The sequence below is a fragment of the Polyangium spumosum genome (assembly GCF_009649845.1).
Taxonomy (GTDB): domain Bacteria; phylum Myxococcota_A; class Polyangia; order Polyangiales; family Polyangiaceae; genus Polyangium; species Polyangium spumosum.
In genome coordinates this window covers 92,103-107,801 of sequence record NZ_WJIE01000019.1, presented here as the reverse complement: position 1 = coordinate 107,801, position 15,699 = coordinate 92,103, and the positions used below count along the sequence as shown (strand labels likewise).

General features: G+C 66.9%; 13 protein-coding genes. 5 read left to right on the top strand and 8 right to left on the bottom strand.

Annotated features, from left to right (window positions below):
* Positions 1-39 precede the first annotated feature (39 nt).
* On the bottom strand, positions 40-975 hold the full coding sequence (locus GF068_RS37950) for an NAD(P)-binding domain-containing protein (protein ID WP_338046741.1): 936 nt from the start codon (positions 973-975) through the stop codon (positions 40-42).
* Positions 972-2,654, bottom strand: a complete 1,683-nt coding sequence (locus GF068_RS37945) for a 1-acyl-sn-glycerol-3-phosphate acyltransferase (protein WP_153824438.1) — start codon at positions 2,652-2,654, stop codon at positions 972-974. The genes GF068_RS37950 and GF068_RS37945 overlap by 4 nt, the downstream gene beginning before the upstream one ends.
* Before the next feature lie 597 nt (positions 2,655-3,251).
* Between GF068_RS37945 and GF068_RS37940 the strand changes: the two genes are divergently transcribed.
* Positions 3,252-4,361 (top strand): transposase, encoded by a 1,110-nt coding sequence (locus GF068_RS37940; RefSeq protein ID WP_153824437.1) that lies wholly within the window; start codon positions 3,252-3,254, stop codon positions 4,359-4,361.
* Positions 4,362-4,381: 20 nt separating this feature from the next.
* On the opposite strand, the gene GF068_RS37935 is transcribed toward GF068_RS37940, so the two are convergent.
* Complete coding sequence (locus GF068_RS37935) at positions 4,382-4,999, bottom strand: hypothetical protein (protein ID WP_153824436.1); 618 nt, start codon at positions 4,997-4,999, stop codon at positions 4,382-4,384.
* A 26-nt stretch (positions 5,000-5,025) separates the two neighbouring features.
* On the opposite strand from GF068_RS37935, the gene GF068_RS37930 reads away from it, so the two are divergent.
* Positions 5,026-5,175 (top strand): hypothetical protein, encoded by a 150-nt coding sequence (locus tag GF068_RS37930; protein WP_153824435.1) that lies wholly within the window; start codon positions 5,026-5,028, stop codon positions 5,173-5,175.
* Between the two features lie 82 nt (positions 5,176-5,257).
* Here the strand turns inward: GF068_RS37930 and GF068_RS37925 are convergent, their stop codons facing one another.
* Together GF068_RS37925 and GF068_RS37920 are read right to left on the bottom strand one after the other, a co-directional pair.
* The gene (locus GF068_RS37925; RefSeq protein ID WP_153824434.1) at positions 5,258-5,515 is read right to left on the bottom strand and encodes a hypothetical protein; all 258 of its coding nucleotides are present in this window, start codon (positions 5,513-5,515) and stop codon (positions 5,258-5,260) included.
* Entirely contained in the window at positions 5,512-5,871 is a 360-nt protein-coding gene (locus GF068_RS37920; protein ID WP_153824433.1) for a hypothetical protein, read from the bottom strand. Before GF068_RS37920 ends, GF068_RS37925 begins: the two co-directional genes overlap by 4 nt.
* Positions 5,872-6,155: 284 nt before the next feature.
* Here GF068_RS37920 and GF068_RS44600 point away from each other — a divergent pair, with 284 nt between their 5' ends.
* Together GF068_RS44600 and GF068_RS37910 are read left to right on the top strand one after the other, a co-directional pair.
* Complete coding sequence (locus tag GF068_RS44600; RefSeq protein WP_206079639.1) at positions 6,156-7,196, top strand: hypothetical protein; 1,041 nt, start codon at positions 6,156-6,158, stop codon at positions 7,194-7,196.
* A gap of 105 nt (positions 7,197-7,301) precedes the next feature.
* Entirely contained in the window at positions 7,302-9,011 is a 1,710-nt protein-coding gene (locus tag GF068_RS37910; RefSeq protein WP_153824432.1) for a hypothetical protein, read from the top strand.
* Positions 9,012-9,032: 21 nt separating this feature from the next.
* Here GF068_RS37910 and GF068_RS37905 read toward each other — a convergent pair whose 3' ends face one another.
* The 3 genes from GF068_RS37905 to GF068_RS37895 are packed head-to-tail and all read right to left on the bottom strand — an operon-like array spanning position 9,033 to position 9,944.
* Complete coding sequence (locus GF068_RS37905) at positions 9,033-9,314, bottom strand: DUF5985 family protein (protein ID WP_338046740.1); 282 nt, start codon at positions 9,312-9,314, stop codon at positions 9,033-9,035.
* Positions 9,311-9,568, bottom strand: a complete 258-nt coding sequence (locus GF068_RS37900) for a DUF5985 family protein (protein WP_153824431.1) — start codon at positions 9,566-9,568, stop codon at positions 9,311-9,313. Before GF068_RS37900 ends, GF068_RS37905 begins: the two co-directional genes overlap by 4 nt.
* Positions 9,561-9,944, bottom strand: a complete 384-nt coding sequence (locus GF068_RS37895) for a winged helix-turn-helix domain-containing protein (protein ID WP_170319918.1) — start codon at positions 9,942-9,944, stop codon at positions 9,561-9,563. The genes GF068_RS37900 and GF068_RS37895 overlap by 8 nt, the downstream gene beginning before the upstream one ends.
* A gap of 258 nt (positions 9,945-10,202) precedes the next feature.
* On the opposite strand from GF068_RS37895, the gene GF068_RS37890 reads away from it, so the two are divergent.
* Positions 10,203-15,689, top strand: a complete 5,487-nt coding sequence (locus tag GF068_RS37890) for a HAMP domain-containing protein (RefSeq protein ID WP_153824429.1) — start codon at positions 10,203-10,205, stop codon at positions 15,687-15,689.
* The last annotated feature ends 10 nt before the right edge of the window (positions 15,690-15,699 follow it).

Here is a 15,699-nt window from a genome sequence, read left to right as displayed (position 1 = left end):
CGTGCAAGCGGGATCGGACCGACGAGGGTTTGCGCGAGATCAGCCCGAGAACATGCGATCCAGCATCGCCTGTGGACGGCCGCCGGCGAGGATGTCCGAGAGCGCACGGAAGGTCGCGGCGTCCACCTTCCGTTCCTCCGCGAACCGCGCGATCCGCGGGATCAGCGGGATCGCCTCCACCCGGAGCTTCGCCATCCCGATCGCCTGCTCGAGCGGCACCTTGCGCGCGAGCGCCTTGCCGAGCACCACCTCGGGCCGGTCTTCGAGCGCGATCGACGCGAGCAGGTCGCCGTAGCCGCCGAGCCCGAACATCGTCCGCTCCTCGCAGCCCGCGGCCGCCATGAGCCGCGCCGCCTCCTCGACCCCGCGCGAGATCAAGGCCGCGAGCAGCCCCGGCCCCGCGCCCGCCTCCTCCGCGTAGCCGACCCCGATCGAGAGGCAACCGACGAGCGCCGAGGCCCACTCGAGCCCGCGCAGGTCGTTTGTCCCGTACACGCGCAGGCTCGGGCCCTGGAAGGCCCGCGTCACGGCCGCGATCACCTCCGGGAACCGCGACCCGATCACCATCGCCGACGGCCTGCCCTCGATGAGCTCTCCGGCCTGCACCGGGCCTCCGAGCGCGCCGAGGCGCCGCGCGGGCGTCTCCTCGCGCACGAGATCGCTCACCGTCTCGAGCCCCTCGGCGCCGAGCCCGCGCACCCCGTGCACGACGAGGTGCTGTCCGCCGAGGTGATCCCCGAGCGCCCGGAGCACGCCCCGCGCGACCGGCGACGGCACCGCGATGACGACGAGCCGCGCCCTCGCGACCTCCGCGTAATCGACCGTCACGGAGAGCCCCGGATCGTCGTCCTTCTGATCGCGCCGCGAATGCAGCACGACCTCCGCGCCCGCCCTTCGCGCCGCCGTCGCGAGCGCCCGTCCCCAGGGCCCGCCGCCCACGACCCCCACGCTCGGCGCCTGCTTGTGCTCCGTCACGACGCGCCTCCTTGCGCTGCCTCCTGCGCCGTGGGTTTGTCGAAGACCGGCGGCCGCGCGGGCGGCATGCCCGGCGGGGCGATGACGTCCCAGGCCATCCCGTGGGCGGCGAGCCGGTTCTGGTAATAAAACAATAAATTCGTGTCCACGATGGCGATCCCGTCCGAGCGCGGCGCGAGCACGGGCGAGGCGTGGTAGCCGGCGAAGGCCCGGAGCGCGCGCTCCACGATGTCGCCGCCCGAGGCCGTGCGCAAGTAACCTCCGACCACGATCCCGCCGCGATCCGCGAGCTCGACGAGCCTGTCGCGTAGCTTCACCACGTCGCGGGCGAGGTCGTCGCGTGGCACGACCACCACGTCGCGCTGCCGGAGCACCGTGAAGAGATCCCCGGCGGGCGAGGCGCGCCGCAGCCGCTCGAAGCTTGCGGCCGCCACGACGTGTGTCTCCAGCACCACCGTGTCGCGCAGGTACGCCTTGCAGATCTCCTCGCCGAGCTCACGCGTGTACTGCGCGTCGCGCACGGGATCGAGCGTCACGCGCCCGGCTTCGTCCTTCACGTAGCTCGCCGGATCGACCTCGCGGCCGCGGCGATCGAACGACCGGCAGCGCTCGTCGACCACGTTGCCGAACGGATCGATCGGCTTGCCGAAGCGGATCACCACGGCGCCCTGCATGTCGAACATCTTGCGCATGAACGCGGTCACGCGGCCGAGGCGCGACGACTCGTCGTCCTCGATGATGAAGCGCCCCTTGCCTGCCTCGGCGAGGAAATCCGCGATCAGCGTCTCGGCCTCGAGCGTGATGAGGTAGTTGATCGTGGCGGGCACGAAGTAGACGCGCCGCTCCTTGTTCGCGAGCAAGGTCCGCGCGTACGCCTCGATCGCCGTGCCCATCAGCCCGAGCTTGAGCCGCCGCTCGACCCCGCCCGATCGCGAGCGTGTCCCTCCCGGGAAAAACAGCGAGTGGTAGCCGCGCTCGAGCAGCACGCACGAGTACGTCTTCAGCACGTCCTTGTACAGGTTGTGCCGGATCCGCCGGTCGACGCGGTAGGCGCCGAGGTTGTGCATGAAGAACGAGAGCACGGGGTTCGTGAACAGGTTCTTGCCTGCGCCGTAGGTGGCGGGCGGCAGCCCGGCGCGCTCGAGGGCGTAGCCGAACACGATCGAATCCATGTTCGAGAGGTGCGTCGGGACGTACACCGCCGTCCCGCGCCGCGAGAGCTCGCGCAGCTCCTCGACGGGCCCTTCGACGCGCACCTTGTCGTCGAGCGCGGACAGGCTGACGAGCCGCCGCGGATCCCGGGCCAGGCGCGCGAGCGTGCGCGGCGCGAGCAGGTAGGTGACGATCGGGGGCAGGAGCTTCGACGAGACCTTGAACACGCGGGGATCGAAGTTGCCGGCCACGTCCCAGCCGATGTGCTCGACGAAGGAGGCGAGCTTCTCGCGCCGCTCGCCGTCGTCCATGCGGCCGAGGGCGCGGGCGAGCCTCTGCCACTCGGCGAGCTCCTTGTGCTCCTCGGGCGAGCGCTTCTGCGCCTCGAGCCGCTTGGTCTCGTGGTAGGCCGCGTCGTTCAGCGCGAGCAGCGGATCCTTCGTGGAGAGCACGACGCGCGAGACCACGGCCCGCACGATGTCCTCCCGCGCCGCGTTGAACCCGAAGATGGGGGCGTCGTCCTGCATGGCTCATCCTGTGTAGGAAATTTCGCGACCGGGCGCGAGAGAGATGTGCGCGGGGAACCCTCCCACGCGACCCCGAGGTCTCGCCCGCGCGACCTGGAGACGCGCCGGGTGAGCTTCCATGCCTTGCCCACGCGTCTCCAGGTCTCGCCCACGAGACAAAAAGTCTCGTCCACACGACCTGGAGACGCGCGCGGTGAGCTTCCATGCCTCGCCCACGCGTCTCGAAGTCTCCTTCACGAGACAAAAAGTCTCGTCCACACGACCTGGAGACGCGCGCGGTGGTGGTGGGGTAAGTACCCCACTCCGCGTTCAAAAGGGCCCACTCTAAGAGCGCCGATCGGGCCCACCTCGGAGCCCTGAACGGACGGCGCGGACGGCCATCGTCCGATCGGCACGGCTGGCACGCTTGACCCCGCCGAGATCCCATACCACGTACCCGGACGAACCATAGCGCTAGGACAATGCGTGTCCTACCTATGACAGAAAAACCCGCGAAACCTAGGCGTTTCGTGGTAGATTGGTCTCATCACTTGAACCGCTCCGATGAGTCGGGCGCCGCGAGACGCGGCCCGATGCCGGAGCGCTGGCGAGGGGACCATGGCGAACGTCCTGGATCCGGAGAAGCGTCTCCGCGTGCTTGCTGCTTTGGTCGACGGCAACTCTGAACGTGCCGTCGAGCGCATGACCGACGTGGATCGGAAGACGGTCCGCCGCCTCGCGCTGACGTTCGGGCAGGGCGCCTTGAATCTGCACAACGCGCTCGCGCGTGACCTCCGGTGCTCGCTCATCCAGTGCGACGAGATTTGGAGCTACGTCGGGAAGAAGCAGGCGCGCGTGACCGAGGAGGACGGGCCCGACGTCGGCGAGGCGTACACGTTCACGGCCTTGGACGCGTCGAGCCGCTTCGTGATCGGCTGGTACGTGGGGAAGCGCGACGAGCAGAGCGCGCGGGAGTTCATGACCGACGTCCGGGCCCGGCTCGTCGTGATGCCCATGGTCGCGACGGACGGGTTCGCGCCCTACGTGGCCGCGGTGGGCGCGTCCTTCGGGCCCGGCGTCGACTACGCCGTCATGTCGAAGAACTACACGAGCAAGCGGCGCCGCGACGATGACCACCGCTACGAGCCGCCCCGAGACCCCTTCATCACGAAGAAGCCCATCTTCGGGGCGCCCGACATGGGCAAGGTGTCAACGGCCTACGTCGAGCGCCAGAACGCCACCATGCGGCACACGATCGGTCGGCTGCGCCGGCTCTGCTACGCGTTCAGCAAGAAAGCCGAGAACCACCGCGCCGCGATCTCACTTGCCTACGCGTACTACAACCTCTGCCACGTGGTCTCGACGCTGCGGGTGACGCCTGCGATGGCCGCGGGCGTCACCTCTCACGTGTGGTCGCTGGAGGAGTTCATGCAAGCGATCCTCTCGGCTGCGCCCGTCGAGAGGCCCGAGAAGAAGCCGCTGGCCCCGCGCGTGCCGGAAGGCCCGGCGCGAGAGCTTCCGAACGGTCGAGGTTTCTTGCGGGTTGTGGACGGCGGCAAGGCCAAGCCGAGCGAGGTGCAGAAGCCTCCCCCGCCGTCTCCCGTTCCGGTCCGGTATCCGACGCCGCACGTGGAGGACTACGAGGAGCGGTGGGAGCAGATGGATCTGCTTCTGTGGCGGAAGAAGGAGCGGCAGCTTGCGTTCTTCAATGAAGACGACGACTCGTAATGCGCGCATTGGGCGGGCAATTACCCCGAATTCTTTGCGCACAGTTCAACGAGTGTGGAGATCGTTGGACCGTACGCGAGTAGATATTCGTTGAGCGTGTTTGCATAACTCCTAATCAGAGCCATCTTGGGCTTCGCAGACGTAGCTTGCTCTTGAAAAGCATCCACAATCTCCTTCGCCTCTTCCCGCTTTTCCGGCGGAAGGTCCTGGAGTCCGGCTCGCAACTTGTCGAAAAGTGCCAAGACGTCCGAGGTCGCCGCGGCGTTTACCTGTTGAGCGACGCGATCGATGTTTCCTCGGCCGGTGTGAATTGCACCGACGTTGCCGCCGTAAATATTCATATTGACAATCGGGGCAAAGTGCTCCGTCTCCTTCTCCGGATGGCGTAACGAGTCCTCGATCTCGTCTGCGCCATAGCGAGTAAGTTCAAAATAGCCTGTCGCGAACCGCGCTAACAAATCGCGGTCGACGAGCCATTCAAAGGCGGAATCGGTCTCCTCTCGGGAAAGCCCGATCGATTCGCTGCACTTGTAGAGCCCCTCGTAACTGTAGGATCCCGGCTCACCGTTGGCCATTTCGTATACGGCGCGGAGCAGGGCATGTCGTTGCGCATCTCGCTTTTGCACTAGGTTCTGCATGTAACCCCATGGAGGTAGATAGTCCGATGAATGAACAACGTACGGAACGTTTGGTCGAAGTGATCGAGACCGCGCGCAACGAGGTGAGGGAGGCTCGAAAAGTTCTGGCGACGAAGTTGATGACGTTGGAGGTCTTGGTCGAACAAGCGTTGAAGAACGCCAAGCCGAGCGAGTAGACCCGACGAGCCCGGGATGGGCGCGCCGACCGAGCGGCGAACCGCCCGGCGCGGGCATGGATGGTCGGTTACAGACGGGGCGTCAAGAGGCGGGAGACGGGGCAGGCGCGGCGGCGTCGATCCGGGCTTCCAGTTCGCGGATCCCGCGGAGGATCTCCCGGCGCAGGAAGGCACGGGCGTGGACGCGTTGCGACGGCGCAGTGGTCGCATCTTCGGCGAGGGCCCGAAGGTTCGCGACAACGGGGCGCAACTCGCCCGCGTAGGCCGCCAGCGCGGCCGGGTCGGTCGTCTCGACGGGCGCCCGAAGGCGCTCACGTTCCCTCACGCGGGAGCGCTTCATGCCGCCCTCCCGATGACGGGCGTGGTCACGACGAGCTTGCCGCCGAGAAGGACCTCGACCGCGACGCCCGCAGCGGCGGCGATGCGGATCGCGAGCGTGCCAGTGGGGGAACTCTTCGGGTTCGCGGCGCGGCGCAAGGTGCTCGCCGGGATCCCGGTCATGGCGGAGAGCGCGCGGAAGCTCCCGAACGCGCGGCGGAGCTTGCGGACGGCGACGCGCACGTGGCGCGCTTCCTCCGCGGAGAGCATGAGCGCGCCCGACTTGCGGCGGCGCGGCGTCTCGGTTTCGGGTGCGTCGGGCGGGCAGGGCGGATCGTTCTCTTGGCCGTACGAGCCGGGCCATGACAGATCGTGCATGGGCGTGACCTCGTGTGAGCGTGGTTGCGTCAAGTCGCCCCGGACGGTTCCCAGACCTTCCGGGGCGGCGCCTTTTCCAGGCCCGGCAAACCTACGACGTCACGCAAGGTTTGTGGGCAAAAGGGCCCACTTTGCCCGAAAGTACCCCACTACCCGCGCGGTGAGCCACCATGCCTCGCCCACACGCCTCGAAGTCTCCTTCACGAGACAAAAAGTCTCGTCCACACGCCCCGAAGACGAGCCCGAGCGACCCCGTGGCCCCTGCTTGCGGTATGTTTTCTCGCATGCGCCGCGCCCTCCCCGCGCTTTTCCTGCTCGTCTCCTGCGCGAAGCCCCCCGCGCCCCCCGACCCGGCGCCCGCCGCCGCGACCGCTCCCGCCGCGACCGCTCCCGCCGCGACCGCTCCCGTTTCCGCTCCCGCGTCCGCTCCTGCGCCGGCCGCCCCCGCCCCGCCGGCCATTTCGGCCAATGACGCCGTCATCCTGCTCTTCCCCGACGTCGTACCGCCTCCGAATACCTGCCTCGAAGCCGACGAGCCCGCGCGGATTCGTTGCCTGCTCGCGAGACGCTACGAGGGGCACGCCTCCGCCCTCGCCACCGTGCTCTCCCTCTACGAGAAGACCGGCAGCGTCGTCGGCGTCGAGCAGGCCTACGTCATGGATGGCGGGTTTCGCGGCGCGATCCGTATCGTCCCGGAGCTGCCCGTCGGCCGCCACGAAAAACACCTCGCCTGGATCGCCGCGTCGAGCGCCGATTTCGATGCCTTCTTCAACGGAATCGCCGCCCGCGCGAAGACGAGCGTCCAGTATCGACATCGCCCCATTGCATGGAAGTTCTTCCGCTCCGTCGGCCGCACGACCCCCTCGGCCTACGCGAGCGGCTGGAGCATCGGGTACAACGTCTCGGGCTCGCTCCACCACACCGCCGAGGCCGTGCGCGAGACCCTGTTCCACGAGATCTTCCACCTGAACGACGCCACGCGCCTCCCCGGGCCCACGTCCTGGTCACGAAAGACGCTCGGACCGATCCACGACGCCATCCTCCAGAAATGCGGCACGCGCGCCCCTTGCCTCGCGCCTTATGCGCCCATGCCCACGATGGTCCGCGGCGGCACCTATTATGCCTTCCAGCCGAACAACGGCGACGCCGTGAACGAGTACGGCGCCGACCTCGCCGCGCGGTATTATCGCGAGACCCGCGCCACGCTGCGCGGGGAGAAGCTCGGCAAGCCCGCGTTCAAATGTGGGCCCGAGGAGAACACGCGCGCCTGGAAGAGCCTCGTCGACGCGTTTTTTGGTGGCGTGGACCTCGTCCCGGAATGCTAGCTGACATTCCGTTTCGTTACCGCTTTTCCCCTCCCGCCTGCACAATACGATCGCCTCGTGCGCGCCGGTCTGGTTTCATGCGGCTGACGGATCGGAGGGATGGCCATGAACGTGACGAACAGCCGACGCGTGCTCCGCGTGAGCCTCTTGCTCTTCCTTTTGCCGGCCGGCGTTGCTTGTGGGGAGACGCAGCCGGGCGGGGGGGCTTCGACCGGGCCCGCGCCCGAGCCCGAGGTGGTGCTCCCGCCGCCGCTCGACCCGCTGCCGCCCGGAGAGCCCGCGAGCACCGATCGCTTCGCCACGAGCGGCCAGTGTGGGCAATGCCATCTCGCCGGGCCGGAGACGACCGTGATGCACGACGCCGCGGGCAACGACATCTCCCCGGTGTACCTGTGGCGCAGCTCGATGATGGCCTTCGCCGCGCGGGATCCCTATTACCTCGCGGTCTTCGGCGAGGAGCTCGTCGAACACGCGGGGAAGGAGGCGTTCGTCGAGCAGACGTGCACGCGTTGCCACGCCCCCGCCGGGTCCGAGGAGCACGCGCAGGGCGGCGGACACTTGAGCTACGAGGCCCTGGTCGCGGGCGACGGCGAGGAGGCGCTGCTCGCCCGCGACGGCGTGACGTGCACGTTATGCCACCAGATCGCCGACGAGGGGCTCGGCAAGACGTCGAGCTTCGGCGGCGGCTTCGTCATCGGATACGAGCGGGAGATCTATGGCCCGCACCTCGTGCCCAAGGTGGACCCGATGCAGCTCATCGTGAATTACACGCCCACCGCCTCCACGCATATCACCAAGAGCGAGGTCTGCGCGACGTGCCACACCGTCCTCGTGCCCGTCATGAAGGGAAACCAGAAGGTGGGTGATTTCCTGGAGCAGGCGCCGTACCTCGAGTGGAAAAACTCCACCTTCGAGCCCGGGGTCCCTTGCGGGACGTGCCACATGCCCACGCAGGACGGCGCGAAGATGGATATCTCCTCGCCCATCGCCAAGTGGCCCGAGGGGCTCGGCGCGCGCAAGCCGTTCGGGCAGCATCGGTTCAGCGGCGGCAATGCCTACATGTTGCGCATCCTCGCCGACAACACGGAATGGACGGGCGGGGGCGTGCCCAAAGAAGAGCTCGAGCAGGCCGCCGCGCGGGCCGAAGAGCACATTCGAGAGGGCGCGGTCGTCAGCATTCTCTCGGCGTCCCTCTCGGGCACGGCGCTCGCCGTCGAGGTGCAGGTCGAGAACCACGCGGGGCACAAATTCCCCACGGGGTATCCGAGCCGGCGCGCGTGGCTCCACCTGCGCGCCGAGGGCGCGGGCGGCGAGCTGCTCTTCGAATCGGGCGCCTTCGACGCGGCGGGCGCACTCGTCGACCGTCATGGCGCGCGGCTCGACCGCGGAGATACGGTCCTGCCCCATCGAGACGTCATCACGAACGAGTCCGAGGTGCAGGTCTACGAGGCCGTCCCCAGGGACGCCTCGGGCGCGCCCACGCACAGGCCGCTCGCCGCGGTGGGGTATACCAAAGACAATCGCCTCTTGCCGCTCGGCTGGTCCAGCGCGGACACGTGGATCGAATGGATCGGGCCGGTCGGCGTCGCGGGGGACGCCACGTTCCAGGCCGGCTCCGACCGGGTCCGGTACGAGATTGGCGGCGGCGCGGCCGTCCGGCGCGTGACGGTGGAGCTGCTTTATCAGACGGTGCGTCCTTCGGAGCTCGAGGCGCTCGCGAAGGTGCCTCAGCCTGCGGCCGTGCGGTTCTCGGGCATGGCGAGCGCGCGCCCGCCCGTCCCCTCGGTCGCGGCGCAGGCGTCGATCGACCTCTGAAGGAAATGACGGAATGCCCCGTCAACGCGGCCGCGGCCCGAAGCGGCGGGGCTGTCCGCGGTTCTTGTCGACGATGCCCACGATGAGGAGCACGAACGCGAGCAGCCGGACGAGGAAGATGAGGTGCCGGCTCTCGTGCCCGGCGGGGACGAACGCCAGCACGGAGCGCTCGATCGAGAGGAGGGCGAAGATCAGCGCGAGCAGCGCGAACAGCCGCTCGTGGCTCTTTCGCCAGAATTGAAAGAAAAAGAGGCTGATGGCCAGGGCCATGCCGACGAAGGCGCCCGACAGGACCTGGATCACGTGACCTCCGTGATCATGCCGTACAGCAGCAGCCCCGCGGCGATCACGGCGGTGGCGACGCGCGGGATCGCGAGATCGGCGAGCTGCCCGATCAAGAGGTCCGTGAGGAGCAGCAGGTTGTTCAGGGCGAGCGCGGAGAAACAGAGCCCCGTCCACAACATGAGGCGCAGCCGGGTGTGCCGGTAATTCTTGAGCAGCAGCGCTGCGCAGACCAGGCTGGCCACCAGGCAGAGGGAATAGACGAACTCAGCCATCCCGATCCTTTCTGAACCGGAACCCCTCGGCGTAGACGTGCAGGTTGGAGATCGGGTTCGAGAAGATGCTGTCGAGCACCTTGTAACGCAGCTCCGTGTAGGCCGACGATAGGTTCGTGACGCCGTCGCGCAAAGCGTCCGTCGCAGGAGCGTACTGGTAGACGCGTTGCGCGGAGCCCGGGCGGGAAGCGACGAGGCCGCCCGACTCCAGATCGGCCAGGCGGCGGCTCACCGATTGCTCGCTCGTGCGCAAAGATTCGGAGATCGCGCGGGCCGTCCACTCCTCCTCGGGTGTGCTGCGCAGGAGCAACAGGATCTCCAGTTGCTCCACCGAAGTGATGTGGTCGGCGATGAACCGCGCGACCTCGTCAGGCAATCGCCGCTCCTCGGTCAATTTCGCTCCCGGGGCGAGTGCGTACCACCCGCGTGCATACCCTGCAACCGAGCTGCGGAGCGCGGCGAGGCAGGCGGAGGCGTGCATTCTCGTGTCACGACGTGACGGCCTCATGCATTAAGGTGCGGGCACGGTGTCTCGAACCAAGCTAAGCCTGTGCCCTTGGCCACACTGGGTCAGGACCGCTCACTCCGAGGAGTGGTCGTGTGGCGGACCAAGCATGTCCCGGGGGAACGAGGAATGAGCACAAAAGAGGTCGTCGTCTCGAAGCAGAGCCGGACTGCGCGTCTCCATGGCGCGCGCAAGACCCCGAATGGCGAGAGCGGGAGCACGCGGAGCCGCGGAGCTGCCTCGGCCATCGCGGAGTGGGAGCGGCTCTCGGACGACAACCGCGCCGAGGTCGAGCACCTCCAGGAGGTCCTGAAGGCCGTCAAGCAGGGCGATTTCACCGTCCGCTTCGAGTACCAGAAGGACGGCATCCTGAGCCGCACGGGCGAGCTCCTGAACGATATCATCGGCCTGAACGAGCACATGACGAGCGAGCTCGTTCGTGTCGGCAAGGTCGTCGGTCAGGAGGGCAAGATGCACGAGCGCGCCTCCGTCGGCCCCGCGAAGGGCTCGTGGGCGAGCTGCATGTCGTCGGTCAATCAGCTCATCTCCGACCTCGTCGCCCCGACGAACGAGGTCGCCCGCGTGATCACCGCCGTCGCCCGCGGCGACCTCTCGCAGAAGATGGTCCTCGAAATCGACGGTCGCCCGGTCCGCGGCGAATTCCTCCGCATCGGCACGACCGTCAACTCGATGGTCGATCAGCTCAACTCGTTCGCCGCGGAGGTCACCCGCGTCGCGAAGGAGGTCGGTAACGAAGGCAAGCTCGGCGGGCAGGCGGACGTGAAGGGCGTCTCCGGCACGTGGAAAGACCTGACGGACAACGTCAACGGCCTCGCGGCCAATTTGACGGCCCAGGTGCGTAACATCGCGAAGGTGACGACGGCGGTCGCGAAGGGCGACCTCTCGCAGAAGATCACGGTCGACGCGCGTGGCGAGATCCTCGAGCTCAAGAACACGATCAACGTCATGGTCGACCAGCTCTCGTCGTTCGCCGCGGAGGTCACGCGTGTCGCGAAGGAGGTCGGCACGGAGGGAAAGCTCGGCGGCCAGGCGGACGTGAAGGGCGTCTCCGGCACGTGGAAGGACCTGACGGACAACGTCAACGGCCTCGCGGCCAATTTGACGGCCCAGGTGCGCAGCATCGCGAAGGTGACGACGGCGGTCGCCAATGGCGACCTCTCGCAGAAGATCACGGTCGACGCGCGCGGCGAGATCTACGAGCTCAAGAACACCATCAATACGATGGTCGACACGCTCCGCTCGTTCGCGGCGGAGGTGACGCGCGTGGCGAAGGAGGTCGGCAACGAGGGCAAGCTCGGCGGGCAGGCCGAGGTGCAGGGCGTCTCCGGCACGTGGAAGGACCTGACGGACAACGTCAATGGCCTCGCGGCCAATCTGACGGCCCAGGTGCGTAACATCGCGAAGGTGACGACGGCGGTCGCGAAGGGTGATCTCTCGCAGAAGATCACGGTCGACGCGCGCGGCGAGATCCTCGAGCTGAAGAACACGATCAACGTGATGGTCGACCAGCTCTCGTCGTTCGCGGCGGAGGTGACGCGCGTGGCGAAGGAGGTCGGCAATGAGGGCAAGCTCGGCGGTCAGGCCGAGGTGCGCGGCGTCTCCGGCACGTGGAAGGACCTGACGGACAACGTCAACGGCCTCGCCGCCAATCTGACGGTGCAGCTCCGCGACGTCTCCAAGGTCGCGACCGCCATCGCGAACGGCGATCTGACGCAGAAGATCACCGTCGACGTCAAGGGCGAGATCCTGCAGATCAAGGACGTCATCAACAAGATGGTCGACCAGCTCAATTCGTTCGCCGCGGAGGTGACGCGCGTGGCGAAGGAGGTCGGCACGGAGGGCAAGCTCGGCGGTCAGGCCAACGTGAAGGGCGTGTCGGGCACGTGGAAAGACCTGACCGATAACGTCAACGTGCTCGCGGCCAATCTGACGACGCAGGTCCGCAACATCGCGAACGTGACGACGGCGGTCGCGAAGGGTGATCTGTCGCAGAAGATCACGGTCGACGCGCGCGGCGAGATCCTCGAGCTGAAGAACACGATCAACGTGATGGTCGACCAGCTCAATTCGTTCGCCGCGGAGGTGACGCGCGTCGCGAAGGAGGTCGGCACCGAGGGCAAGCTCGGCGGGCAGGCCGAGGTGAAGGGCATCTCCGGCACGTGGAAGGACCTGACCGACAACGTCAACGTGCTCGCGGCCAATTTGACGGTGCAGGTGCGCAACATCGCGAACGTGACGACCGCCGTCGCCCGCGGGGACCTCTCGCAAAAGATCACGGTCGACGCGCGCGGCGAGATCCTCGAGCTGAAGAACACCATCAATGTCATGGTCGGACAATTGCGCTCGTTCGCCGCGGAGGTGACGCGCGTGGCGAAGGAGGTCGGCACCGAGGGCAAGCTCGGCGGGCAGGCGGACGTGAAGGGCGTCTCCGGCACGTGGAAGGACCTGACGGACAACGTCAACGTGCTCGCGGCCAATTTGACGACGCAGGTCCGCAACATCGCGAAGGTGACGACGGCGGTCGCGAAGGGGGATCTCTCGCAGAAGATCACGGTCGACGCGCGCGGCGAGATCCTCGAATTGAAGAGCACCATCAACACGATGGTCGACACGCTGAACTCGTTCGCCGCGGAGGTGACGCGCGTGGCGAAGGAGGTCGGCACCGAGGGCAAGCTCGGCGGGCAGGCCGACGTGAAGGGCGTCTATGGCACGTGGAAGGACCTGACCGACAACGTCAATGCAATGGCGTCGAACCTCACGGTCCAGCTCCGCGACGTGTCCAAGGTCGCGACGGCCATCGCGAACGGCGATTTGACGCAGAAGATCACCGTCGACGTCAAGGGAGAGATCCTCCAGATCAAGGACGTCATCAACAAGATGGTCGATCAGCTCAATTCATTCGCCGCGGAGGTGACGCGCGTGGCGAAGGAGGTCGGCACCGAGGGCAAGCTCGGCGGGCAGGCCGAGGTGAAGGGCGTCTCCGGCGTCTGGAAGGACCTGACCGACAACGTCAACGTCATGGCCGCCAATCTGACGAAGCAGGTGCGCGGCATCGTGAAGGTCGTGACCGCGGTCGCCAATGGGGACCTCAGCCAGAAGTTCGTCCTCGAAGCAAAAGGCGAGGTCGCCGCGCTCGCCGAGACGATCAACAACATGACCGACACGCTGCGCACGTTCGCCGATCAGGTGACGACGGTCGCGCGGGAGGTCGGTATCGAGGGCAAGCTCGGCGCGGAGGCGAAGGTGCCGGGCGTCTCCGGCGTCTGGAAGGACCTGACCGACAACGTCAACATCATGGCCTCGAACCTGACGAAGCAGGTGCGCGGCATCGTGAAGGTCGTGACCGCGGTCGCCAATGGCGACCTGAGCCAGAAGTTCGTCCTCGAAGCGAAGGGCGAGGTCGCCGCGCTCGCCGAGACGATCAACAACATGACCGACACGCTGCGTATCTTCGCCGATCAGGTGACGACGGTCGCGCGCGAGGTCGGTATCGAGGGCAAGCTCGGCGGTCAGGCGAAGGTGCCCGGCGCGGCCGGCACGTGGCGCGACCTGACCGATAACGTCAATCAGCTCGCCGGCAATCTGACGGCGCAGGTGCGCGCGATCGGCGAGGTGTCCACCGCCGTCGCGCAGGGCGATCTCACCCGATACATCACCGTCGAGGCGCAAGGCGAGGTCGCCGCGCTGAAAGACAACATCAACCAGATGATCGGCAACCTCAAGGACACGACCCACAAGAACCAGGAGCAGGACTGGCTCAAGACGAACCTCGCCAAGTTCTCCAGCATGATGCAGGGCCAGCGCAGCATCGTCTCCGTCGGCCGGCTCATCATGTCCGAGCTCACGCCGCTCGTGGACGCCCAGCACGGCGCGTTTTACATGATGGAGAGCGACCCGAGCGGCGAGTCCGGCCTGCACCTCATCGCGAGTTATGGCTTCGGCGGGCGCAAGAACCTGTCGAACTCGTATCGAATGGGCGAGAGCCTGATCGGGCAATGCGCGTTCGAGAAGAAGCGCATCATGCTCCACGACGTGCCCGACGGGTTCATTTACATCGCGACGGGCATGGGGGAGGCGCCGCCGCGCAGCGTCGTCGTCCTGCCCGTGCTCTTCGAGGGCGAGACGAAGGCGGTCATCGAGCTCGCCTCGTTCAAGCCGTTCATCGCGAACCACCTCGCGTTCCTCGATCAATTGATGGATTCGATCGGCGTCATCCTCAACATGATCTCCTCCAGCATGCGGACGGAGGAGCTCTTGCAGCAGCTCAAGAAGTCGAACGCGGAGCTCGAGGCGCAGGCCGCGGAGCTCAACGAGAAGGCGAAGTTGCTCGAGATCAAGAACAACGAGGTCGAGCTCGCGAGCCTCTCGCTCGAGGAGAAGGCCGAGCAGCTCCAGCTCATCTCGAAATACAAGTCGGAGTTCCTCGCGAACATGTCGCACGAGCTCCGGACGCCGCTCAACAGCCTGCTCATCCTGTCGAAGATGCTCGCGGACAACCAGGCCGGCAATCTCACGGCCGAGCAGGTCCGCTTCGCGCAGACCGTCTACACGTCGGGCAACGATCTCCTGGCGCTGATCAACGAGATCCTCGACCTGTCGAAGGTCGAGGCGGGCAAGATGCCGATCGATCCGAGGACCTTCCGCCTCGCAGACGTCCGCGATTACCTGGAGCAGACGTTCCGACATGTCGCCGACCAGAAGGGGTTGTCGTTCGAGGTGCGCATGGATCCGCGGCTGCCCGAGACGCTTTACACGGACGTCAATCGGCTCCAGCAGATCTTGAAGAACCTGCTCTCGAACGCATTCAAGTTCACGAGCGAGGGCGGCGTATCCATGACGATCGCCGTGGCGCCGGGGGATCGAGGCGAGACGATGATCAGCTTCTCCGCGCAGGACACGGGTATCGGCATCCCGCCGGAGAAGCAGAAGCTCATCTTCGAGGCCTTCCAGCAGGCCGACGGGACCACGAGCCGCAAATATGGCGGGACGGGCCTCGGGCTCACGATCAGCCGCGAGATCGCGCGCCTGCTCGGCGGGACGATCGACGTCGTGAGCGCGCCGAACCGGGGCAGCACGTTCACGCTGTACCTGCCGGCGAATTACGTCGGCCCGGAGATCCCGGACCGCGAGGAGTCGAGCTCGGCGCCGCCGTCCACGGACAACCTCGTCCGGCTCTTGCCGCCGGGCGCCGATTTCGGCGGGATGAAGGTGCTGCTCGTCGACGACGACAACCGCAACCTGTTCGCCCTGCGCACGGTGCTGGAGGCGCGGCAGATCGAGGTGCTCCACGCGGAGAACGGGCGCGTCGCGCTCGAGTTGCTCCAGGAGCACCCGGACGTCGACCTCGTGCTCATGGACACGATGATGCCGGAGATGGACGGCCTCACCGCGACCCGCGCCATCCGCGACATCATCCAGTTCCAATCGCTGCCCATCATCTCCCTCACCGCGAAGGCGATGAAGGGGGATCGCGAGAAGGCGCTCGCGGCCGGAGCCTCCGATTACGTGACGAAGCCCGTCGACCCGGAGCGGCTGCTCGCCGTCATCCACGGCTGGCGCTTCAAGAAGCATGTCTGCCCGAGCCCCACGGGTTGATGGGATTGCG

Coding starts and splice junctions, on each gene's coding strand:
- GF068_RS37945 (WP_153824438.1), bottom strand. CDS start 2,654: ATGCAGGACGACGCCCCCATCTTCGGGTTCAACGCGGCGCGGGAGGAC.
- GF068_RS37940 (WP_153824437.1), top strand. CDS start 3,252: ATGGCGAACGTCCTGGATCCGGAGAAGCGTCTCCGCGTGCTTGCTGCT.
- GF068_RS37935 (WP_153824436.1), bottom strand. CDS start 4,999: ATGCAGAACCTAGTGCAAAAGCGAGATGCGCAACGACATGCCCTGCTC.
- GF068_RS37930 (WP_153824435.1), top strand. CDS start 5,026: ATGAATGAACAACGTACGGAACGTTTGGTCGAAGTGATCGAGACCGCG.
- GF068_RS37925 (WP_153824434.1), bottom strand. CDS start 5,515: ATGAAGCGCTCCCGCGTGAGGGAACGTGAGCGCCTTCGGGCGCCCGTC.
- GF068_RS37920 (WP_153824433.1), bottom strand. CDS start 5,871: ATGCACGATCTGTCATGGCCCGGCTCGTACGGCCAAGAGAACGATCCG.
- GF068_RS44600 (WP_206079639.1), top strand. CDS start 6,156: ATGCGCCGCGCCCTCCCCGCGCTTTTCCTGCTCGTCTCCTGCGCGAAG.
- GF068_RS37910 (WP_153824432.1), top strand. CDS start 7,302: ATGAACGTGACGAACAGCCGACGCGTGCTCCGCGTGAGCCTCTTGCTC.
- GF068_RS37900 (WP_153824431.1), bottom strand. CDS start 9,568: ATGGCTGAGTTCGTCTATTCCCTCTGCCTGGTGGCCAGCCTGGTCTGC.
- GF068_RS37890 (WP_153824429.1), top strand. CDS start 10,203: ATGAGCACAAAAGAGGTCGTCGTCTCGAAGCAGAGCCGGACTGCGCGT.